This window comes from Actinophytocola sediminis, assembly GCF_054779715.1.
This window is the reverse complement of the sequence record NZ_BAAGXS010000068.1, coordinates 1-22,686: the sequence shown is the minus strand read 5'-3', so window position 1 is coordinate 22,686 and position 22,686 is coordinate 1. Positions and strand designations below refer to the sequence as shown.

The following is a 22,686-nucleotide window of genomic DNA, read 5'->3' as shown; positions in this document are numbered from 1 at the left end:
CCATCGGCCCACTCGCCTGGTCATGCCCTGAATGGGGCATTGGGGACGTTGAGCGTCCCGAATGCCCCATTCAGGGCTTTGTCCGTCTCAGGCCAGGCGGGACTCGATGGCCTCGATGATCTTTGGACGCAGTTCCGCCGCCCGGATGACCTCGTCGACCGAGCCGACCTCGACCGCCCGCCGGATGTCGTGCACCCGGTCGAACTCGGTGGCCACCTCGCCGAGCTTCTCCGCGCGGACCGATCCGCGCAGCTCGTCGAGCTCCGCGGTCAGCGCGGCCCGGTCGGCCCCGGCGGCGGCCCTGGCCCTGGCCTCCATGCCCCGCACCCGGGCATCGGCCGCGGTACGCGCGTTCACGTCGCCGGAGAACACCACCGCCGCGGCGGGAGCGCCGCCCAGCACCGAGGCGAACGAGCCGTCCAGCGCGAGCACGGTCATGTTCGGGTTCAGCGCCTTGGAGAACACCACGAACGCGCCGCCGTGGTACCGCGAGATCACGCAGAACACGATGGGACCACGGAAGTTGACGATCGCCCTGCCGATCTCCGCGCCATACTCCAGCTGCAGCGCGCGCATCGACTCCGGGGAGCCGTCGAACCCCGACAGGTTCGCCAGCACCACCAGCGGCCGGTTGCCGCTGGCCGCGTTGATCGCCCGCGCCGCCTTCTTCGACGAGCGGGGGAACAGCGTGCCGGCGGTGTAGGTGTCCGGGCCGTCGGTGGGCGGGAACCCACGCCTGGCCACCCCGCGCGACTCGATGCCGAGCAGGCACACCGGGATTCCGCCCAGGTGCACGTCGGCGACCACGGCGGTCTCCGCGTCGGCCATGCCGGCCCAGCGCTCGAGCACCTCGTGGTCCTGGTCGGCCAGCGCGCGCATCACCGTCCTGATGTCGAACGGCTTCTTGCGGTCGGGGTTGGCCTGCGCGGAGAAGATCTGCCCGACGGTGGTGAAGTCGCTGCCCTCCAGCGAGTGCGGGAAGTCGGAGACGTCGCGGTCGACCGGGTCGGCGGTGGTCGCCCGCCGCGGCGCCTGCTCGCCAGGGGCGACATAGGTGTGGTCGTAGTAGGACATCAGCACGTTGCGCGCGGCCGGCAGGTTCGGCGCCCAGTACTGCGCCTGGCCGTTGGGGCCCATCACCCGGTCGTAGCCGCCGATGCCGAAGTTGTCCTCGGCCGAGACGCCACCGGAGAAGTCCAGCGACTGCTTGCCGGTGAGCACCATCGCCGAGTCCGGCGTCATCACCAGGATTCCCCTGGTGTGCATGAGCATCGTGGCCTCGGCGTTCCAGTACGGCTGGGCGCCGACGTTGATGCCGGCGACCACGATGTTGATCTCGCCGCCGTCCTGGGTGAACTTGACGATCCGCTTGAGCGCCGCGGCCACCCAGTCCATGTTCTCCGTGCCGGAGTCCATGGAGATCCGGGCGCCCGCCGACAGCGAGTACCACTCCAGCGGCACCCGCAGCCGCTCCGCCAGGTCCAGCCCGGCGATCACCCGGCGGCACTCCGGCTCGGACAGCGCGCCCAGCGCCATCGTCGGGTCGCCGAGCAGCACCACCCGGGTGACGCCCTGCGGGTGCCGGGTGGTCGGCGTGGTGACCACACCGGCCACGATGGCCGCGGTGTTGCGGCCCTTCGGCCGGTCGACCGGGACCAGGACGTGCTCGTCGTCGAGGTCGTACTCGACGAAGTCGCCGAGCATGCCGGTCAGCTCGTAGGGGTAGACGGTGTTGCGGCTGCTGGCCCGCAGCACCTTCTGCCGGTAGTCGTCGACCGGCTCCACCTGGTCGGCCGTCAGGTCGCCGATGGTCAGCTCGGCGCCGCCGGTGGCGTCGAACGAGACCCGCACGGAGGTCTTGGTCAGCTCACCGGTCGCCGGGTCGCGCTGGCGGGCGATGAACAGGATCTCCTCCAGGCCGGCACCCGCGGCCGTCGGCAGCACGCGGTCGGCGATCATCGCCAGCTCCGCGCGGGTGATGTCGCTCGGCGGCCAGACGTAGATGACGATCCGGTTGGTGGTGAGGCGTTTCTTCGACGGCCGGCGCGCCTGCGCGCGGCGGATGGAGTCCAGACAGGTGGCCAGGGTGTCCTCCGCGGTCGGCAACGCGACCAGCCGCCCGTCCTGCTCGCGCAGCTCGGTCAGGTCCCGCACCTGCGCGAACGCGACCAGCCGGTCGTCGGCCGGGTTCTCCCTGGCCACGCACTGGAACAGGTAGACCTCCTCGTCCGAGGACGGCAGCCGGGTGAGGTCGAACTTGCTCAGCCGCTCCAGCTGCATCCGCTGGGCGATGTAGGGGTGCAGGCCGCGGATGAGCCGCTCCTCGGTCATCCCGGCGGTCGTCGGGCGGAAGGTGAAGTGGTCGTGCATCACCGCGCCGCCGCTGCCGGCCACCGTGGCGGTGAGCCTGCGGACCTGGCTTGGCAGCGGGTGCGCGCCGATGACCGCGTGCAGCGCCGAGGCCATCGCGTCGGAGTCCTCCGGCTGGTTCTCCCAGGCGAGGTAGATGTCGGCGTCGGTGATGTTCTCGCCACGGGCCAGGTCGGCCAGGCCGCGCAGCGCGCTGTCGAGCGCGTCGAAGCCGACCGCGGTGGTGGCCAGGGACGAGCCTGCCCGCTCGGCGACCACGAACGTGCAGTCGGCGATGTCGTGGGTGCGGATGGCGGTCAGGCCCTTGTTGCCGTAGTACCGCCTGGTCAGCACCTCCAGCATGACCACGTTGTCCAGCGCGCCCCGGCCGAGGCGCTGGCCCAGCAGCCGCACCAGCGGCTCGGTGCTGGCCACCATCTCGGCCACTCGCTCGGCGCGGTCCGGCGCGTCCGGGTGCGCGTCCAGGTGGCGCAGGTGCTTGCGGACGTTGGCGTAGACCCGGGCGCGGTTGCGGCGCAGCAGCGGCTGGCCGAACCAGGCGAACACGACCCCGCGGGCGAGGTCGGCGACCACCGGGAAGCGGACCTGGGTCGCGGCCACCAGCTGCTCGAGCGCGAGCCCGACCGGCTCGCGCAGCGCGTCGTCCGGCGGCGGCTCCCGCAGCCACGCGCGCAGCAACGTGGCCACCACGCCGGCGTCCACGGCCGCGCGCTGCTGGGCGAGGAAGATCCGGAACACCGCGGCCTCGAGCTCGGGGGAGCGGTCCAGCTCGGTCACCCCGTAGCGCCCGAGCGCGGTGGCCAGCCGCGCGCGGAAGGACTCCGGCAGCACGGCCCGTTCGACGTCGAGGCTCTGCAGGTAGGTGTGGAAGTGCTCGCGGGCGCTGTGCACGTGCCCGGTGCCGTCCCCGTCGCCGCCAAGCGGCCGGTTGCGGCTCAGCTCGGTGAGGTTGGCGAACACCTCGACCAGTTCGAGCTCCTCGGCCAGCGGCCGGTGACCGTCCCCGGCGGCCACCTCGCGCGCGGCGAGGTAGTCGTCGAGCACCCGGCGCTCGTCGTGCGGGTCGACGTCGAAGCCGAGCAGCAGGCTGCGCAGGTCCTCGAGGCCGCGCGCGGCCCGCTCCGGGGCCGGGGCGGCGCTCGGCGCGGCCGGCAGGTCCAGCTCGACGGCGGACTCGGTCGCGGTGTCCTCGGTGTCCTCGTCGTCGGCCAGCGGTTCCAGTCGCAGCAGCGGCGCGCCGGTCTCCACCTGGCTGCCGACGGCCACCACGCATTCCTTGAGCCGCGCCCGGAACGGCGCGCGCAGCACCGTCTCCATCTTCATGCTCTCCAGCACCAGCACCGGCGCGCCGGCGTCGACCTCGGCGCCGACCGCCAGCGGGGTGGCGACCACCAGCGCGGGCGCGGGTGAGCGCACGACGCCACCCTCGTCCCGGCTGACCCGGTGGGTCACCCCGTTCACCTCGACCAGGTGGATCGGCCCGTGGGTGCCGGTGAGCAGCCGGAACCGGGTGCCGTTGACCACGATCTGCCCGGTGTGCCGGTCGACCCGGTCGAGCTCGACGTCGGCGGTGCGGCTGTCCTCGCCGGCTTCGAGGCCGACGCGGAAGCGGTGCGCGCCGACCCGCGCGACCCGTACGCGGTACGCGGCGCCGCGCAGCTTGAGGTCCAGCGGCTGGCCGCTCTCGTGCTGCACCTGGGGGCGCCCACCGAACGCGGTCGACAGCAACCGCTGCCGCTCCCCGCGCTCCTCCTCCTCGTAGGCGTCGATGGCCGCCGCCGCGAGCGCGACGGCCGAGTGCCGGTGGGAGACCAGCCTGCCCTCGCCGCGGACGCGGTCGATCCAGCCGGTGTCCGCGCTGGCGTCGATCACCTCCGGCTGGTCGAGCAGGTCGAGCACGAAGCTCTTGTTGGTCGCGCCGCCCTCGATGAGCACCCTGGTCTCGGCCATCGCCCGGCGCAGCCGGCCGAGGGCCTCGTCGCGGTCGCGGCCGTAGGCGATGATCTTCGCGATCATCGAGTCGAAGTCGGCGGGGATGGTGTCGCCCTCGCTGACGCCGGTGTCCACCCGGATGCCCGGCCCGGCCGGCAGGTCGAGCAGCGCGATCCGGCCGGGGGATGGTGCGAAGTCGCGGTCGGGGTCCTCGGCGTTGAGCCTGGCCTCGATGGCGTGCCCGCGCTCAGCCGGCGGCGTGCCCTCCAGCCGCTCGCCGGCCGCCACCCGCAGCTGGGCCTTGACCAGGTCGAACCCGGTGGTGGACTCGGTGATCGGGTGCTCGACCTGCAGCCGGGTGTTGACCTCGAGGAAGGCGAACACCTGGTCGCCGGGGTGGTAGAGGAACTCGACGGTCGCCGCGCCCCGGTAGCCGACCGCCAGCGCCAGCCGCTCGGCCGACGCCTTGAGCTCGGCGGCCTGTGCCTGGCTGAGCACCGGTGAGGCGGACTCCTCGATGACCTTCTGGTTGCGCCGCTGGATCGAGCAGTCGCGCACGCCCAGTGCCCACGCGGTGCCCGCGCCGTCGGCGATCACCTGGACCTCGACGTGCCGGGCGCCGGTGACCAGGCGCTCCAGGAACACCACCCCGCTGCCGAAGGCGCGCGCGGCCTCCTGGCTGGTGCGCTCGTAGGCGTCGGCGAGCTCGGCCTCGCTGGTGATCACCCGGATGCCGCGACCGCCACCGCCGGCGGTGGCCTTGAGCATCAGCGGGTAGCCGATCTCGGCCGCGGCCAGCGTCGCGGCCTCGAGCGTCTCGACCGCGCCCCGGCTCCACGGCGCGACCGGCACGCCGACCTCCTCGGCGATCAGCTTCGCGCCGATCTTGTCGCCGAGCTTGCGCATGGCGTCGGCGGACGGGCCGACGAAGGTGACGCCCACCTTCTCGCACAGTTCGGCGAAGGCGGGGTCCTCGGCCACGAAGCCCCAGCCGACCCACGCGGCGTCGGCCCTGGTCTCCACCAGCGCCTGCTCCAGCACCTTCAGGTCGAGGTAGGGGCGCGCGGAGGCGGGACCGAGGTCGTAGGCGACGTCGGCCTCGCGGACGAAGGTCGCGGTGCGGTCGACGTCGGTGTGCAGGGCGACGGTCTCGATCCGCGCCCCGGTCTCCGCGGCGATCTCTCGGACGGCATGGATGAGCCGCGATGCGGCTTCACCACGGTTGACGATGGCGACACGACCGAACACCGACCGAGCCCCTTCTGGTAGACGACGGGGAACACCGCAACGACATGGCCGCTCCGGCAGTGAGCACACTTCCGGCTATCGGCGAGTTGCGCCATGTCGCCAACACCGCAGAGTACGCGGCTCTGGTTGTAGGAACCGACCAAATCCACTGGACCGCGAGTGGTAACCAGCCAGTCTTCAGCCAGAACAAGAGCCGGCTCACCGAGTGTCCGGATGATCACCCTGTGTGCCTGCTCACTGTAGGTCACCAGGGCGGTTGGTGGATCGTTTCCCACTGGGCCATCTGTTGGTTTCGGACTCGCCACTTGATGGTGTACCAAGGATTTGGGCATTCTCGCGAGCGGCACAGCACTACTTCCGACAGGTTGGAGTCAGCCACACATGGCGCCATTCGAGATCGTCGATGATCGTTCGGGTACCGACGTTCTGGAGTGGAGCAGAGAGCTGGTCCAACCGGCCATGCGGCTGGCGATCGGACGATTACCGGTATTGGTCCGACGCGTCGCCGAGTACCATTTCGGCTGGTCGGACGTTCATGGCAGACCGGTCGAAACCGTTGTCAAAGAAGGAAAGTCGCTGCGCCCGGCGCTGGTCCTGCTGGCCGCGCGAGCGGTGGGCGGCGATGCGGAGTCGGCGGTGCCGGCGGCCTGCGCGGCCGAACTCGTACACAACTTCACGTTGCTGCACGACGACGTGATGGACCGTGATCTCACCCGCAGGCACCGGCCGACCAGTTGGTCGGTCTTCGGTGCCAGCGCGGCGATCCTGGCCGGGGACGCGTTGTTGACGCTGGCCTTCGACGTGCTCGCCCGCGCGGGCGGATCGGCCGCCGGCACCGAGTTACGCCTGCTCTCCTCGGTCGTCTACGAACTGGTCGACGGGCAGAGCGCGGACATCCTGTTCGAGAACCGCCAGGATGTCGGGTTGCCGGAATGCGTGCGGATGGCCGCCGGCAAGACCGGCTCGCTGCTTGGCGGCGCCTGCGGTCTCGGCGCGATCTTCGGTGGCGGTGACCAGGACCAGGTGGCGCGGCTGCGCGGCTTCGGCCAGCACCTCGGGCTGGCGTTCCAGTTCGTCGACGATCTGCTTGGTATCTGGGGAGATCCGGGCATGACGGGCAAGCCGGTGTACTCGGACCTGGCCAACCGCAAGAAGTCCCTGCCGGTGGTGGCGACCCTGACCGCGGACACGTCCCAGGCGAGCGAACTGGCCGCGCTCTATCGCCGCGACGGCGCGCTGTCCCCCGAGGAGCTGGCACGGGCCGCGGAGCTGATCGAGGTGGCCGGCGGGCGGGCGTGGGCGACCGACCAGGCGCGCGAGCACCTGGAGCTGGCGTTGTCCAGCCTGCGCGATGCCGGCCTCGACCCGAGCGCGGTCGCGGAGCTCGACGTGCTCGCCGGTCTCGTTGTCGATCGCGACCACTGAGATCGCGACCACTGACCAGCTCACCGGTTTCCTGCCCACCGCGCGGCGCGCCTCGGCGAACGCCGTGGTCCCGATGTGTCACCGAACCGAGAGGGCACGATGCCGAGCACGATCGACCAGGCGGACCGGATCGTCGACGGGTTGGGCACCCGGCCGGTTGCGGCCATGGCCTACGCCACCGCGTGGGCGGCCAGACTGGTGACCGACAGTGGCCAACCGGTGTTCCCTCGGGCGCGGGAGTGGCTGCGGACCCATCAGCACGCGGACGGCTCGTGGGGTGGCACGGTGCCCAACCCCTATGACCGGCTGGTGTCCACAGTGGCCGCCGTGCTGGCGCTGGCCGAGGTGCCGTCGTCCTGGGCATGCGCGGCGGTGCGCGCAGGGGCGGACTACCTGCGCGCGCACGCGTCGGACTGGCGCGGCGCGGTCGGCGAGCCGATCGGGTTCGAGGTGGTGGCCCCGCATCTGGTCGAGCAGGCCCAACTGGCAGGCCTGCTGGCTGGCGACTCGCTCGCGGACCTGGTGCGGCTGCGCGAAGACAAGCTGTCCAGGGTGCCGCCGGGCGCGTTGGCCGGCGAGCCGACCGGGCTGCTGTACTCCCTGGAGGCACTCGGCGAGCTGGTCGCCTTACCGGAGATGGCCAGGTTCTCCGCCGCCAACGGGTCGATGGCCAACAACCCGCCGGCGACCGGCGCGTTGTGGGCGGTGACCAACGGCCAGGCCGCGCTCGACTACCTGACCGAGGCGGCCAGGTCCACCGAGGACGGTGGGATGCCGGAGATCTACCCGATCAACGTGTTCGAGCCGTCCTGGGTGATCTACCTGCTCGGCCGGGCCAACCTGGTCGCCCCCGGCGCGCGCGCCCAGGTCGAGCGGCTGGCGAAGCTGGCCGGGCCGGCCGAGCCGATCGGGGTCAGCGAGGAGTTCCCGGTGCCCGACTCCGACGACACCGCCATGGTCGCGAACCTGCTGCACGCCTTCGGTTACGACCCGACCGCGCTGCTGGACTCGTTGCTGTCCTTCGAGACCGACGACCACTTCGTCGGCTTCGCCCACGAGCGGGGCGCGCCGGTGAGCGCGAACGGTCGCGTCCTGGAGGCGCTTGGCCAACAGGCCCACCGGTTCGGACCGCAGATCACCAAGGCACAGCGGTTCCTGCTCGACTCACGGCGGGAATCCGCGTGGTGGATCGACAAGTGGCACCTGTCGGTCTACTACGCCACCGCGCAGGCGGTCTTCGGGCTGGCCGGCACCGTCGCGGCGGACACGCTCGCCGGGACCTGGCACTGGTTGCTGGCCGGCCAGCACGCGGACGGCTCCTGGGGGATGGCCGGCGGGCTGCCGGAGGAGACCGCGCACGCCGTGCTCGCGTTGGACGCGCTCGCACCCCACCTCGGCCCGGTGCCGCCCGAGAGCTACCGCCGGGCCAACGCCTACCTGCGCGAGCACCTCGCGGCCCGCGACCACGCCGAACTCTGGATCGGCAAAGGGCTTTACACCCCACCGGCGGTGGTCCGCGCGGCGGTGCTCGCCGCGTACGTGCTCAGTGGGCGAGGCGACCATGCCTGACCGGTTCCCCCCGGCCGGCCAGTGCGTGCCGATCGTGCTGGCCGCCTCGGCCGTGCTCGCCGACCTGCACCGGTGGACCGGCACGCACCTGCCGGGCTATGACTACCTGCCGCTGACCGGCATCGCCTTCGGTGAGGCGGTGATCAGCCCGTGGGTGCCGGCCGACCAGTTGCGCCTGCCCGGCCGGATCGCCACCTGGGCCTACGCCCTCGACGACCACATCGAGCGGGAGATCACCGGCCTCGACGAGCTCGACGAGTTCGTCGGGCGCTGCGAGTCCGTGGTGCGCACCGGAGAACCCGACACCGGCAACCCGCTGTTGGCCTGTTTGTCCACCCTGCAACCGGAACTGGCCAGCCAGCCCGGCTATCCGGCGCTGTCGTCGTTGTGGGAGCGGATCTTCGCCTCCTGCCTGCGCGGTCACCGGTACGACTGGGTCGTCGCCGACACCCGGGCACGCGGCGGCGCGCCGCCATCGGATGTCGGGGAGTACCTCGACCATGCCGACAGCAGCGCGGTCGCCCAGGTGCACCTGCCGCGCTGGATCGCCTACGGCGGCCGGGAGCTGCCCGCGCGGCTGGACCTGTTGGTCCCCGCGCTCACCGACGCCGGCGTGGCGACCAGGCTGGCCAACGACCTGGTCACCATCGACCGCGAACGGGCGAGCGGCGAGAACAACGTCCTGATGTACGGCGTGTCCGAGGACTGGGTGCGCGCCGAGCTCGCGAGCCGGATCGCGGCCGTGCGCGACCGGCTCGCCCCGTTGGTCGCGGAGAACTTCCTGCCGGCCGTCGGCGTCGTCCGCCTCGCCGAGTGGTCGGTCGGGGTGTACGCGCGCGACGATATGCGCGTGCTGAGCGCGCTGTCCCCACCCGCCGGCCGAAACGGAGTACCCGCACCATGAGCACGACACCAGCCGACCTCGGCGCCCCGGTCCGGGAGTTCGACCACCACGCCGATCCCGCGGTGCGGGTGGACCCCTTCACCGCGTTCGACCGGTTCCGCGACGAGCGGGTGTTCTGGACCCCGGAGCTCGGCGGTTTCTGGGTGCTCACCCGCTATGCGGACATCCGCGCGCTGCTGCGCGACACCGAGGCGTTCTCCAGCAGGGAGACCTCGATCCCGCCCGCAGGCTGGCCCCGGCCGCTGATGCCGGTCGAGTTGGACCCGCCCGAGCACGGCCGGTACCGGGCGCTGCTGGCGCGCTGCCTGAACGGCCAGGCGGGTGTCACGATCGCGACCGCGCTCGACCGGGAGTCCGCGCGGCTGGTCGAGCGCCTCGCGCCGGCCGGCGAGTGCGATCTGGTCCTCGACTTCGCCCGGCCGCTGCAGAACGCGTTGTTCGCCGCGTTGTTCGCCGTGCCGGCGGAGGAGACACTGGCCTGTGCGCGCTGGGCGGCCGACCTCCTGCAGGACACCGACCCGGCGCGGCGGGCCGCCGCGACCAGGGACTTCATGTCCTATGTGGACCGTGCGATCTCCGAGTACACCACGGGTGCGCGCCGCGGCGATGGCACAGGGCTGCTCGACCTGCTGTCCACCGCCGAGGTCGACGGCCGGCCGCTGACCCGCGAGCAGGCGCTCGACCTGGCGTTCCTGATGGGCATGGCCAGCCTGGACACGCTGACCAACTCCATCAGCTTCAGTTTCCGTTATCTCGCGGGGCATCCCGAGCACCAGCGCCGGCTGGCCGACCCCGAGGTCGCCGGCCGGGCGGCCGAGGAACTGTTGCGGCTGCACTCGGTGGTCAGCATCGCCCGCACCGCGATCCAGGACGTCGAGGTCGCGGGGGTGCGGATCCGCGCGGGCGAGCGGGCGCTGTTCAACCTGTCGCTCGCCGGCCGCGACCCGCACCACTATCCGGATCCGGCGACGGCCGACTTCGACCGGTCCAACAGCGCGAGCCACCTCGCGTTCGGGTTCGGCGCGCACCGCTGTCTCGGCGCCAGGATCGCCACCCAGGGCCTGACCTCGGCCCTGCGTGACTGGCATCAGTCCATTCAGGACTACTCGATGCCGGCGGGGGTCGAGCTGGAGATGGACGGCGGCGCGGTCTGCTCGCTGGAGAACCTGCCGTTGGTGTGGTGAGCGCGTCCGGCGGCCGCCACCGGTGATCCGGGGCGGCCACCGGCGCGTCACGCCTCGTCGAGAATCAGGTCGGCCGCGCGCCAGCCGATGGCCGAGACCGGGCCGTTGAGGTTGCCCGACACCATGATCGGCAGCACCGACGCGTCGACCACCCGCAGCGCGCGCACCCCGCGCACGCGCAGCCGGGCGTCGACCACGTCGTCGTCGTTCGGGCCCATGGCACAGGTTCCGATGGCGTGGTAACCGCAACCGCCCATCGTCAGCCCGGCGTCGATGATCTCCTGGTCGGTCTGCACGCCGTTGCCCGGCAGTGTCTCGTGGTCGATCCGCTTACCGAGCGGTCCGGTGGCGAACAGCCTGCGCAGGCCGCGGAAAATGTCCACCGCGGTACTACGGTCGTGGTCGGTCGCGTAGTAGTTGGGGTCGATGTCCAGCGGCGCGTCCGGATCCGCCGATGTGATCGCCACCCGGCCCTCGCTGTCTGGCCGCAGGATGTAGCCGACGCAGATCATGCCCGGCTCCCGCTCGATCTGCATGGCCCCGCCCGGTTCCGGTGGCAGCACCGAGAACGGCGCGATCTGGAACTGGGCGTCCGGCCGGTCGAGCTCCGGGCGGGTCTTGAAGAACCCGACGACGTCGAACGACGGCACGCCAAGGGGTCCGCCCCCGGTCTCGGCGTACTCCTCGGCGGCCGACTGCTGGCCCTCCGGCGTGCTCAGCAGCCGGTTGTAGCCGATGTCCTCGGTGAGCCGGAACTGCATGGTGAACACGCGGTGCTCGCGCAGCCGGGCGCCGACGTGCTGGCTGTCCACGACCACGTCCACCCCGGCGTCGCGCAGCGTGCTCGCCGGGCCGATGCCGGACAGCTGGAGGATCCTGGGCGTGGCGATGCTGCCGGCCGACAGCAGCACCTCGCGCGTCGCGCGGTACTCGACGGCCTGGCCGTCCCGCCGGCCGCGCACGCCGACGGCCCGGCCGTCCTCGAGCACCACTCGATCGACGATCGTGCGCGGCGCGACGGTCAGGTTGGCCCGGTCGGACACCGGGTGCAGGAACGCGTTCGCCGCACTGACCCGTTTGCCGTCGCGGATGGTCGCGGTGGCGTAGCCGATGCGCTCGTCGTCGGTCTCGTTGAGGTCCCGCATCTGTCGCCAGCCGAGTTCGGTGCCGGCGGTGAGCACGTCGTCGAGCAGGGGGTCGCCGCCGGTGGCGGTCGAGACCCGCAGCGGGCCGCCGGCACCCCGGTTGTCGGTGGCGCCGAGGTCGTTGTCCTCGATCCGCCGGAACACCGACAGCATCTCGTCCCAGCCCCAGCCGGGATTGCCCAGTTCCGCCAGCGCGTCGTAGTCCGCGCGTTGCCCCCGGTTGTAGACCATGCCGTTGACCGCGCTCGACCCGCCGAGGGTTTTGCCCCGTACCCAGTACTCGACCTGTTGTGCTGGGCCGAATGGCCGAGTGGGGTAGTGCCAGGCGGTGTTCGGGTCGCCGAGCAGTTCGCCGAATCCACGCGGCATGGCGATCAGCGGGTTGGTGTCCTGGTCGCCTGCCTCGACCAACAGCACCCTGACGTCCGGGTCGGCGGAGAGGCGGTTGGCCAACACGCACCCCGCAGGCCCGGCGCCGACGATGACGTAGTCGAACTGTGTCACGGAAACTCCCGTTCTGGTCACTGGCTCGATCGATATCCCGGAAGAACTCAGCCCGGCACAGTAGTACTCGAGGATCGGCGTTGGATAGCCGCTGATCGGGGTTCCTCAATCGCCGGTGAAGAGCTTCTGGTAACAATCATTTTCTGTCGCTAGTGGACGGTCCGCCTGGTTTTTTTGTCACGAATAGTGATCGTCCTGTTCACGGTGGCCGGGAAATCCACTATGGTGCCGGCGATGATCAGCACCGGGCCGGGGCTGGTCTGATCCGCATTGACCTGTGAGGGAGTCGGGGTTGTTGTGAGGCTTGCCAGTGGCAGGGGGCGGAGGGTGCGGAGCATCAGGCTGCGGATGCTCGCCATCGTGCTCATCCCCAGTGCGGCGTTGCTGATCATCGGCGTCGGTGCCTCCGGCTACCTCGTCTACGACGGCTACCAGGCCCAGAACTGGGCCACGACGATGCAGGACACCGTCGAGCCGGGAACCCAGTTCGCCGCCAGGGTCGAGGAGGAGCGGCGGCTGAGCCTGCTGCGCCTCGGCGGCGACACCAGCGTCGGGCCCGACCTCGCCCAGCGCCGGGCCGAGCTCGACGAGGCACTGGCCGGCCTCGAGGCGTTGGCCGCCAACCTCACCGAGCTGAACCCGGAGGCACTGGCCGAGGGCAACGAGGCCTTCCAGCAACTGCTCGGCATGCTGCCGCAACTGCGGACGGGCATCGATTCCGGGGAGGCGCCCGTCGCGGACGTCTACGGGTACTACAACTCGCTGACCGAGGTCATCAAGCTCGGTCTGCAGGGGCTCGCCTCGACCGCGCCGGACCCGGTGACCGCGGTCGAGGAGTCCACGGCCACGGCGTTGTTCGACGTGGCCGACGCGATGTCGCGCGGGCACGCGCTCGCGATCGGCGCGGTCGCCGGCGAGGGCCTGTCGCCGGAGTGGTTCCAGGAGTTCTCCCGGCAGATCGGCCGGTACCACACGGTGGTCGAGGGTCTGGTGCCCGTGCTGACCGAGGACCTGCGGCAGCGCTACGCCGCGCTCGCGGAAAGCCCGGCATGGCAGCGGTTGGTCGAACAGGAGAGCGCGCTGCTGCTGCGCGGCCCCGGAGAGTCCACATCGGACGACGAGTTGCCGATGAATCTCGCGCAGTGGCAGGAAGCGGCGTCCACGGTGAACACCGAGCTGCTCGCGATCTACTCCGAACACCACCGCTACGCCGAGGGTTTCGCCGCCGACGCCGGCCAGCGCACGTTCGTCAACTCGCTGATCGGTGGCGGCGTGCTCCTGCTGGTCACCATCTTCGCCACGTTGGTCGCGATCAGACTGTCCAACCGGGTGGTCCAGCGGATGAAGAACCTGCGCGCGGAGACCCTGGAACTGGCCGACGAACGCCTGCCCGCGATCGTGCGACGACTGCGCAACGGCGAGCAGATCGACATCGAGCGGGAGGTGCCGCCGCTGGACTACGGCGAGGACGAGCTCGGCGAGGTCGCCCAGGCGTTCAACAAGGCGCAGCGCACCGCCGTGGCCGCGGCCGCGCAGGAGGCCGAGATCCAGAACGGCTTCCGCACGGTGTTCCTGAACATCGCGCACCGCAGCCAGGTCGTGGTCCGCCGCCAGCTCGAGGTGTTGGACAAGGCCGAGCGGGAGCAGGAGGACCCCGAGCACCTCGAGTCGCTGTTCCAGCTCGACCACCTGGCCACCCGCGCCCGCCGCAACGCCGAGAACCTGCTCATCCTCGGCGGCGAGCGCCCAGGGCGGCGGTGGCGCAACCCGGTGCCGCTGGTGGAGATCGTGCGCAGCGCCATCGGCGAGACCGAGCACTACAAGCGGGTGCACACCGGCAAGCTGCCCGAGGTCCTGATGTTGGGGTCGGTGGTCGCCGACCTGATCCACCTGTTGGCCGAGCTGGTCGACAACGCGACGGCGTTCTCCCCACCGGATGCCAGGGTGGAGGTGCGCGGCAACCGGGTCGGCAACGGCGTGGTGGTCGAGGTCGAGGACCAGGGGGTCGGCATCCCCGCCGAGGAGCGCGAGGACATCAACCTCTTCCTGCGCAACCCGCCGAACTTCGGGGTGATGGCGTTGACCGAGGAGGCCAGGCTCGGCCTGTTCGTGGTCTCCCAACTCTCGGCGCGCCACGGCATCAACGTGACCCTGGTGAACTCCGCCTACGGTGGCGTGCGGGCGATCGTGCTGGTGCGCTCCGCGCTGATCGCGGCCGAGCAGGGCGAGCGCACGCCACCGACCATGCCACCGGCCAGGTCGCCGAGAACGGCCCAGCAACACGCCGACCACGGCATGGGGCAGAACGGAACCGGCCGGACCGGCGAGTTCCGCCCCGAGCTGCCGCGCTACCAGCCACCGGACGCCAGCCCGCTGCCCGTGCCCGAGCAGCGGCCGGCACCGATGCCCGCCCAGTCGATCCCGGAACCGCCGCCGGAGCCGCCGGTCCAGGCCCGCCCGGCGTTCCCCAACGATCTCGCCCCGCCGGAGGACATCGCCGAGCAGACGATCCGGTGGGCGGTCGCGGACGTGACCGGGGTCAGCGGTCCAGCGCGGCCGCTGACCAACGGCATCGGCCGGATGCGGGGCCGGTCGGGTCCGAACACCGCAGCGCCCACACCCGCGCCCACACCCGCGCCCACCGCCGGCGCCGACCAGAACCACCACGTCGAGGACAACCGGCCGCCGCTGCCGCGCAGGCGCCGCCAGGCCAACCTCGCGCCGCAGCTGACCGGCGAGGCGGAGGTCCCGGCCGAGCTGACCGAGTCCGGCCAGGACGATTCGGCGGCCTCCGCCGAGCAGGCGCGGGACCGGATGTCGGCCTTCCAACGCGGTACCCGCGAAGGGCGCGCGGCCGAGTGAGCCGCCGTCCACCCGAGTTTGTCCAGCAGCAAGACAGGGGAGCCATGGAGGAGTCCAACCCGAGCGATCTGAACTGGTTGCTCGACGATCTGGTCCTGCGGGCGGTCGGTGCCCAGCACGCGGTGGTGCTGTCGACCGATGGTCTGTGTGTCGGCCGGTCCCGCAGCCTGAACCGGGAGGACAGCGAACACCTTTCGGCGATGGCGTCCGCGTTCCAGAGCCTGGCCAGGGGTGTTGGCCGGCATTTCAACGGCGGGCAGGTCCGGCAGACCGTCGTCGAACTCGACCAGGTGTTCATGGTGGTGACCTCGGCGGGCAATGGTGCGTGCCTCGCGCTGGTGACCTCCGCCGACGCCGACATCGGCATGATCGCCTATGAGATGAACGTGATGGTCAAGAAGGTCGGCAAGTATCTTGTCGCGCTGCCGCGCGTTCCTGGGGTCAACATGTGAATCAGGAAAACATGAAGCACGGTCGGGATTCCTGGTACGACGACGAGGCCGGTCCGCTGGTACGTCCGTACACCGTGACGCGTGGTCGCACCCACTCGGCTCGGCTCGACCTCAACCTGATAACCCTGGTGGTCACCGCAGCTTATGAGAACACGTCGATGGATCCCGAATACACCGACATCATGCGGCTTTGTCACTATCCGCTCTCGATCGCGGAGATCAGTGCCAAGCTCAGGCTGCCGATCACGGTCATCAAGATTCTGGTGGCCGACCTGATCGAACAAGGATATCTGCTTTTCAGCTCGCCCCCCTCGTCATTGAACACGGAGACCCCAGACATGAACATCCTGCAGGCGGTACTCGATGGCATCCGCAGGCTTTGATCCCGCCGCCCAGGCGACGCTGGGGACCTCTGCGCTGAAGGTGTTGGTCGCCGGCGGGTTCGGCGTCGGCAAGACCACCCTCGTGGGTTCGGTGAGCGAGATCGCGCCGCTGCGCACCGAGGAGATGCTCAGCACCGTCAGCGGGGGAGTGGACGACCTGGCGGGCGTGGAGACCAAGAACACCACCACGGTGGCGTTGGACTTCGGCCGGATCACCGTCAACGAGTCGTTGATCCTCTACCTGTTCGGGACTCCCGGCCAGGAGCGGTTCTGGTTCATGTGGGACGAGCTGGCGCTCGGCGCGCTGGGTGCGGTGGTGCTCGCCGACACCCGTCGGCTGGACGGCTGTTTCGCTGCGGTCGACTTCTTCGAACGCCGCCAGATCCCGTTCATCGTCGCGGTGAACAACTTCTACGGCGAGCAGTCCTACACCGTGGACGAGGTCCGGGAGGCGACCGATCTCGACCCGGAGGTGCCGATCCTGCAGTGTGACGTGCGGGAGCGGGATTCGAGCAAGGGCGTGTTGACCTCGCTGCTCGAACTGCTCATCGCCAGGGTGGCCCAGCGGCACGCGCGGCGCTGACCCTCGGCCAGGTTGGCCGGATCCGCGCTTGACCCTCCTATACCCCCCAATGGTATCTTCCAATCCGAAGGATACCCCCTAGTGGTATCTGGACTCGTTGTCGGGCAGGGAAACCGGAGGTCGTCGTGCGCAAGATCGTGGTGAAGGGTCCGGTCTGGAACTTCGTCCAGCATCTGCTGGAGATGGTCGTGGCCATGTTCGTCGGCATGTTCGCACTCGGCATGCCGGCGGAGATGCTGTTCGAGGCGCTCGGCTGGACCTCGGTGACCGAGGACCTGGTGCCGGCGACCCTGTTGATGGCCACCTACATGAGCCTCGGCATGGCCGCGTGGATGCGGGTGCGCGGGTGCGGCTGGCCGGCCGTGCGCGAGATGGCACTGGCGATGTACGTGCCGTTCCTGCTCATGTACCCGCTCTACGCGGCGGGCTGGGCGTCCAGCGGTGCCGTGATGGTCGTCGGGCACGTGCTGATGGTGCCCGCCATGGTCGTGGCGATGCTGTTCCGGCTGGACGAGTACACCGGCACCCACCGGCGACCGGTCACGGCAGGGTGATCTCGATGCGCAGGCCGCCATGGTCGCCCGGCCGCGCGTGCACGCTTCCGCCGTGTGCCGCGCAGATCGACCGCACGATCGACAGGCCGAGACCGGCGCCGTCGCGTTGGTGGACGCGCTCGGCGGTGAGCCGGCGGAACGGCTCGAACAGCGCGGCGACCGACTCCGCCGGCACGTGAATCCCGGTGTTGTGCACCGAAAGCGCGGGCTCGCGGGCCACCACGACATCGACCGTGCCGCCCGGTTCGTTGTACTTGATCGCGTTGTGCACCAGGTTGCTGACCAGCCGTTCCAGCAGCACGGTGTCGGCCTGCACGGTCCGCTCGACCATCCCCCGGCGCAGGGTCACCTGGTGTTCGGCGGCCAGTTCGTCGTAGGAGTCCATGATCTTCTCCACCAGGACGTCCAACCGCACCGGCACCACGCCCGGCAGCCCCCGGTCGCTCTCGGCGAGTACCAGCAGGCCCTCGATCAGCCGCTCGTTGCGTTCGTTGACCACCAGCAACTGCTCGGCGAGCCGGTTCAGGTCGGGGTCGTCCCTGCCGGTCACCATCGCGACCTCGACGAGGGTGCGCTGCACGGCCAGCGGGGTGCGCAGCTCGTGGGAGGCGTTGGAGGCGAACCGGCGCTGCCCCTCGAAGCCGGTGACCATCCGGTCGAGCATGTCGTCCAGCGCGTCGGCCAACTGGCGCAGCTCGTCCTGCGGGCCGTCCAACCGCACCCGCTGACCGAGGTTCTGCGGTCCGAGGTGGCGCACCGCGCTGGTCATCGTGGACACGGGCCGCAGCGCCCAGCGCGCCAACCGCCGCAACACCAGGACAACCAGGAGGAGCCCGACCAGCAGGAGCAGGCCCCCGATCACCCGCCGCTGCGTCTCGTACGGAACGCAGAAGTAGGCGACGCCCCGGTCGTCCCAACAGGTCTGTTCGATGCCGAGGAACGACGCGAACAGGAGCTGGAAGTAGTCCTGCAGCAGCTGGAAGACGAAGACGCCCACACCGAGGGTCAGCAGGCACAGCAGGACGATCCGGCCGCCCACCGACCGGACACCGGTCAGGTTTCGAAACGATAGCCGGCGCCGGGGACGGTGTGGATCAGTGGTGGCTCGCCCAGCTTGCGCCGCAGGGTCATCACCGCCATGCGGACCGCGTTCGTGAAGGGGTCCGTGTGCTCGTCCCATGCCTTCTCCAGCAGTTCCTCGGGGGTGATCACGGTACCCGCACCCCGCATGAGGATCTCCAGAACGGCGAACTCCTTGGGCGACAACGACAGCGGCTGACCGTCCCGGGCGACGTAGCGCCGGGGGTGGTCGAGTACCACCCCGCCGGCCTCGAGTACCGGCGGCAGCGCCCGGTGGGCCCGCCGGTACAGCGCCTGCACCCTGGCGGTCAGCTCGGCGAAGGCGAACGGCTTGGTCAGGTAGTCGTCGGCGCCGAGTCCGAGACCATCGACCCGGTCGCGGATGCTCGCCGCGGCGGTCAACATGAGCACCCGGGTCTCCAGGCGCAGCTCGATGATCCGCCGGCACACCTCGTCGCCGTGTACTTTCGGCAGGTCGCGGTCGAGGATCACCACGTCGTAGGCGTGCACGGCGACCCGTTCGGCGGCCGCGTCACCGTCGTAGCACACGTCGACGGCGAAGCCGTAGTGCCGCAGGCCGGTGGCGACCGCGTCGGCGAGCAGGCGCTCGTCCTCGGCCACAAGTATCCGCATGTGGGTCCCTCCCCGCCTCATGTTCTAGCGGTCGCCGGATAAGCGCGGGATAAAGGTCGTCCTTATCCGCCGCCGACCGCGCCGCCCGTAGATCTCGTCGCCGTGCGAACACGAATCGCGGTGGCGACCGGGGTGGCCCTGGTCGTGCTCACCTGGCTGGGTGTGTTGTTGGCGTTGGGCAAGCCGGCGCTGACCGGCTACCGCATCGACCTGGACGTCTATCGGATCGGCGCGCGGGTATGGCTCGACGGCGGGCCGCTCTACGGTGTGCTGCCGGAGTTGCGCGGCGGTAGGCACCTGCCGTTCACCTATCCGCCGATCTCCTCGGTGCTGTTGGCGCCGTTGGCGTTGGTGTCGTTCGAGGTCGCGAGTGCCGCGATCACGTTGCTGACCGTCGGCGCGCTGGTCGTGGTGCTGGTCACGGTGTTGCGCTCGCTGGATGTGCCGCCCTGGCCGGTGGCGGTGGCGTTGCTCGCGGTGGCGCTCGCCGTCGAGCCGGTTCGCGCGACCGTCGACTTCGGACAGGTCAACGCGCTGCTGATGGCGTTGGTCGTGCTGGACGCCCTGGTCCGCACGCCCCGGTGGCCGCGAGGGGCGCTGATCGGGCTCGCCGCGGCGGTCAAGCTGACGCCGGTGCTGTTCGTGCTGTTCTTCCTGGTGCGCGGTGACCGGCGGGCGGTGCTGACCGCCGGGGGCTCGTTCGTGGTGGCCACCGGGGTCGGCTTCCTGTTCGCCGGCAAGGACTCGATGCGGTACTGGACGTCGACGGTGTTCGACTCGGGGCGCATCGGTGGGGTCCGGCACGCGTCCAACCAGTCGTTCACCGCGCTGTTCGCCCGGCTGGGGATCGAGTCCACGGTGGTGTGGGCGGTGCTGGCCGCGGCGTTGTTCGCCGCGACGGTGATCGCGATGCGGCGGGCGTTCGCCGATGGCCAGCACACCTGGGCGTTGGCGCTCAACGCGCTGGGCGCGCTGCCGCTGTCGCCGGTGTCCTGGTCGCACCACTGGGTGTGGGCGGTGCCGATCATGGTGACCGCCGGGGTGGCGTGGTGGCGGTGGCGGGCGCCGGCCGCGCTGGCGCTGGCCGCGGGCGGGACGGCCCTGTTCGTGCTGTCGCCGCACTGGTGGTGGCACCGCGACGACCCGTGGGACCTGGTGCGCACGGTGTCCGGCCACGGCTACCTGATCTTCGCGGTCGTGGTGGTCGGTCTGGTCGCGGCCGGCAGGCTCCGGCTGACCGCGACGGCGACCGAGCGACTCTCCGGTGAGGTTCCCGTTGCCGTGCAACGGACCTGACCGGCCCGGGGGCGGTCGCGTGGAATGTGGGGGAAGGTTCCCCATGACGCGCGCGCGACCGGCTGGCACGGTCAGCGGTCGTGAGCAACCAGCCCGCGTTTGGCGCGGCGACCGGTCAACCCTTCTGGTGGGCGCGTGGCCTGTCCCTTGCTGAGCGGCTGCCGGCCGTCGGGGACCCGGATCCGACCACCGTCCAGGCCGCCGGCCGGCGATTAGCCCGCTGGGCGGCGGCCACCGATCTGCACGCCGATGGGCGGTTCGCCACCCGGCTGGCCGCCGCCGGCCTGGACGAACAGGCGATGCTGACCCTGCTCACCGAGCACCCGGCCGCGCTCGCCGCCCGCACCCCGACTCCGGCATGGGCGACGTTCGTGCGGCGCGCGCTCACCGGGGCGCCGGTGGCGGCCGAGGACACCGGCGCCTGGCAGGAGCAGTTCGCCGCCGCGCTCGGCCTGTTCACCACCTCGGCGGTCGCCGAGGTCGTCAAGCGGATCACCCCCGCCGCCGAGGCCGGCCGGTTCGAGCCGGCGACCCTGGCCGAGGACTTCGGCCGGTGGCTTGGCCTGCGGCTGACCAGGCTCGCCGCGCGCACGCTGGTCCTGGAGCTGAACGTCGCCAGGGTGCGCGGCGACCTCACCCGGGCCACTGCGGGCGAACGGTTCGCCGAGTTCGCGCAGAACCTGGCCACCGCCGACGGGCTCGCGGCGCTGCTGGCCGAGTACCCGGTGCTCGCCCGCCTGCTCGGCCAGGCCTGCGAGCACCTGGTCGCGGCCTACGCCGAGCTGGTCGACCGGTTCGCCGCCGACCGCGCCACGGTCGTCGACCAGCTCCTCGACGGCACCGATCCCGGTGTCCTGCACCGGATCGAGCTCGGGCACGGGGACTCCCACCAGGGCGGCCGGATGGTCGCGATCCTGCGCTTCGCCGACGCCGCGGTGGTGTACAAGCCGCGCGGCCAGGCGCTGCAACAGCGCTTCGGCGGGCTGGTCCGGTGGCTCAACAGCCGGCTGCCCGGACTGGACCTGCGCACCCCGGCCACCCTGCCGCGCGACGGCTACGGCTGGGCCGAGCACATCGCCCCCCGGCCATGTACCGAGGTCAGCGAGGTGGACCGGTTCTACCGCCGGCAGGGCGCGCTGCTCGCGCTGCTCTACGCCCTGGACGGCACCGACATCCACTGCGAGAACCTGATCGCCGCCGGTGACCAGCCGGTGCTGGTGGACGTGGAGACGCTGTTCCACCCCACGCTCGTGCCGGTCAGCGCGACCGGCGACGACCCGGCGTCCCGCGCGCTGTCGGAGTCGGTGTGCCGCACCGCCCTGCTGCCGCTGCTGCTGGTCGGCGAGCACGGCTCGCTGGACATCTCCGGCCTTGGCGGCGACCGGGGCGCGCTGTTCCCGTTCGCGGTGCTCGGCTGGGACGACACCGGCACCGACGGCATGCGCGTCGTGCGCGCCCCGGCGGAGTTCCTCGGCCACGACAACCAGCCCCGGCTGGGGGACGCGCCGGTCGACCCGGCCGGCTACCTGGCCGCGCTGCTGACCGGCTTCCACGACGGCTACGACGCGATCCTCGCCCACCGCGACGAGCTGATGCGGCTGGTGGCGGCCGCGGCGGGCGACCAGATCCGCGTCGTGGTGCGCCCGACCACGCTCTACGCGACCCTGCTGGACGAGTCCACCCACCCGGACGTGCTGCGCGACGGCCTCGACCGCGACCCGGTGTTCGAGCTGCTCTGGGCCGACGCGGCCGGCGATCCGCTCAAGGAGCGCCTGACCGGCCACGAGCTCGCCGACCTGTGGGCCGGTGACGTGCCGATCTTCTTCGGCCGCGTCGGTGACCGGCACATCTGGACCGCCGGTGGCCACCGGCTGCCCGACGTGCTCCCGGTGTCGGGCATGGCGTCGGTACTGGCCAAGCTCGCGCGGCTGGACGAGGTCGACCGGCACGACCAGAACTGGCTGATCACCGCCACGTTCGCGACCAGGACCGGTCCGATCCGCCACCACAGCGGCCAGGCGCCGCCGCGACCGATCGCCACCGCCGTGCCGGAACCCCGCCAGCTGCTGACCGCGGCCTGCTCGGTGGCCGACGAACTGGTCGCCAGGGCCGTGCACGGCCGGGCCCCGGCCGGTGAGCGGGCCAACTGGCTGGGCCTGGAGCTGGTCGACGACCAGCACTGGTCGGTGCTCCCGCTCGGCGCCGGCCTGGCCACCGGCTACACCGGGGTGGCGCTGTTCCTCGCCCAACTCGGTGACCTCACCGACACGTCCCGCTACCTCGACCTGGCCGCGCGGGCGCTGCGGCCGGTGCCCCGGCTGCTGGCCACCCTGGAGCAGAACCCCGACCTGGCGCGCTCGGTCGGCCCCGGCGGGTTCCTCGGCACCGGCGGCATCTGTTACGGCCTGGCCAGGACCGCCGTGCTGCTCGACGACGCCGAGATCTACGACTGGTTCGTCCGCGCGGTGAGCCTGGTGCCCGGCAGCGACGACGGCACCGCCGGGTTCGCGGCCGGCCGCGCGGGCGGGGTGGCCGCGCTGCTGGCCGCGCACGCCGAGTCCG

The 22,686-nt window shown here is 71.3% G+C and carries 15 protein-coding genes; 11 read left to right on the top strand and 4 right to left on the bottom strand.

Features of this window, described 5'->3' with window-relative positions; genetic code table 11:
• Positions 1-87: 87 nt before the first annotated feature.
• A complete protein-coding gene (locus tag ACYVIP_RS31945) occupies positions 88-5,550 on the bottom strand; it encodes an ATP-binding protein (RefSeq protein ID WP_460403130.1) in 5,463 nt (1,820 codons plus the stop codon).
• 381 nt (positions 5,551-5,931) lie between these two features.
• Here ACYVIP_RS31945 and ACYVIP_RS31940 point away from each other — a divergent pair, with 381 nt between their 5' ends.
• From ACYVIP_RS31940 to ACYVIP_RS31925, 4 genes are all read left to right on the top strand, one after another.
• Positions 5,932-6,975, top strand: coding sequence for a family 2 encapsulin nanocompartment cargo protein polyprenyl transferase (locus ACYVIP_RS31940; protein ID WP_460403128.1), 1,044 nt, complete (start codon positions 5,932-5,934; stop codon positions 6,973-6,975).
• A gap of 75 nt (positions 6,976-7,050) precedes the next feature.
• On the top strand, positions 7,051-8,544 hold the full coding sequence (locus ACYVIP_RS31935; RefSeq protein WP_460403126.1) for a hypothetical protein: 1,494 nt from the start codon (positions 7,051-7,053) through the stop codon (positions 8,542-8,544).
• On the top strand, positions 8,537-9,448 hold the full coding sequence (locus ACYVIP_RS31930; protein WP_460403124.1) for a terpene synthase family protein: 912 nt from the start codon (positions 8,537-8,539) through the stop codon (positions 9,446-9,448). The genes ACYVIP_RS31935 and ACYVIP_RS31930 overlap by 8 nt, the downstream gene beginning before the upstream one ends.
• A complete protein-coding gene (locus tag ACYVIP_RS31925) occupies positions 9,445-10,632 on the top strand; it encodes a cytochrome P450 (RefSeq protein WP_460403122.1) in 1,188 nt (395 codons plus the stop codon). Before ACYVIP_RS31930 ends, ACYVIP_RS31925 begins: the two co-directional genes overlap by 4 nt.
• A gap of 47 nt (positions 10,633-10,679) precedes the next feature.
• On the opposite strand, the gene ACYVIP_RS31920 is transcribed toward ACYVIP_RS31925, so the two are convergent.
• Positions 10,680-12,281 carry a GMC family oxidoreductase gene (locus ACYVIP_RS31920; protein ID WP_460403120.1) on the bottom strand — a complete coding sequence of 534 codons (1,602 nt, stop codon included), beginning with the start codon at positions 12,279-12,281 and terminating at the stop codon, positions 10,680-10,682.
• Between the two features lie 327 nt (positions 12,282-12,608).
• Here ACYVIP_RS31920 and ACYVIP_RS31915 point away from each other — a divergent pair, with 327 nt between their 5' ends.
• The 5 genes from ACYVIP_RS31915 to ACYVIP_RS31895 all read left to right on the top strand — a co-directional run bounded on the left by ACYVIP_RS31915 (position 12,609) and on the right by ACYVIP_RS31895 (position 17,115).
• A complete protein-coding gene (locus ACYVIP_RS31915) occupies positions 12,609-15,143 on the top strand; it encodes a sensor histidine kinase (RefSeq protein ID WP_460403118.1) in 2,535 nt (844 codons plus the stop codon).
• Positions 15,144-15,187: 44 nt separating this feature from the next.
• Positions 15,188-15,595: a roadblock/LC7 domain-containing protein gene (locus tag ACYVIP_RS31910; RefSeq protein ID WP_460403116.1), complete on the top strand. Its 408-nt coding sequence runs from the start codon at positions 15,188-15,190 to the stop codon at positions 15,593-15,595.
• Positions 15,592-15,978, top strand: coding sequence for a DUF742 domain-containing protein (locus ACYVIP_RS31905; protein WP_460403114.1), 387 nt, complete (start codon positions 15,592-15,594; stop codon positions 15,976-15,978). Before ACYVIP_RS31910 ends, ACYVIP_RS31905 begins: the two co-directional genes overlap by 4 nt.
• On the top strand, positions 15,959-16,561 hold the full coding sequence (locus ACYVIP_RS31900) for a GTP-binding protein (RefSeq protein ID WP_460403112.1): 603 nt from the start codon (positions 15,959-15,961) through the stop codon (positions 16,559-16,561). Before ACYVIP_RS31905 ends, ACYVIP_RS31900 begins: the two co-directional genes overlap by 20 nt.
• Before the next feature lie 125 nt (positions 16,562-16,686).
• A complete protein-coding gene (locus ACYVIP_RS31895) occupies positions 16,687-17,115 on the top strand; it encodes a hypothetical protein (protein WP_460403110.1) in 429 nt (142 codons plus the stop codon).
• On the opposite strand, the gene ACYVIP_RS31890 is transcribed toward ACYVIP_RS31895, so the two are convergent.
• Positions 17,102-18,154 carry a HAMP domain-containing sensor histidine kinase gene (locus ACYVIP_RS31890; RefSeq protein WP_460403108.1) on the bottom strand — a complete coding sequence of 351 codons (1,053 nt, stop codon included), beginning with the start codon at positions 18,152-18,154 and terminating at the stop codon, positions 17,102-17,104. The genes ACYVIP_RS31895 and ACYVIP_RS31890 overlap by 14 nt on opposite strands.
• A 14-nt stretch (positions 18,155-18,168) precedes the next feature.
• A complete protein-coding gene (locus ACYVIP_RS31885) occupies positions 18,169-18,828 on the bottom strand; it encodes a response regulator transcription factor (RefSeq protein WP_460403106.1) in 660 nt (219 codons plus the stop codon).
• A gap of 102 nt (positions 18,829-18,930) precedes the next feature.
• Between ACYVIP_RS31885 and ACYVIP_RS31880 the strand changes: the two genes are divergently transcribed.
• Positions 18,931-20,124 carry a glycosyltransferase 87 family protein gene (locus tag ACYVIP_RS31880; protein ID WP_460403104.1) on the top strand — a complete coding sequence of 398 codons (1,194 nt, stop codon included), beginning with the start codon at positions 18,931-18,933 and terminating at the stop codon, positions 20,122-20,124.
• Positions 20,125-20,204: 80 nt separating this feature from the next.
• Positions 20,205-22,686, top strand: a 2,482-nt coding sequence (gene lanM / locus ACYVIP_RS31875) for a type 2 lanthipeptide synthetase LanM (protein WP_460403102.1), incomplete at its 3' end; no start/stop codon positions are given.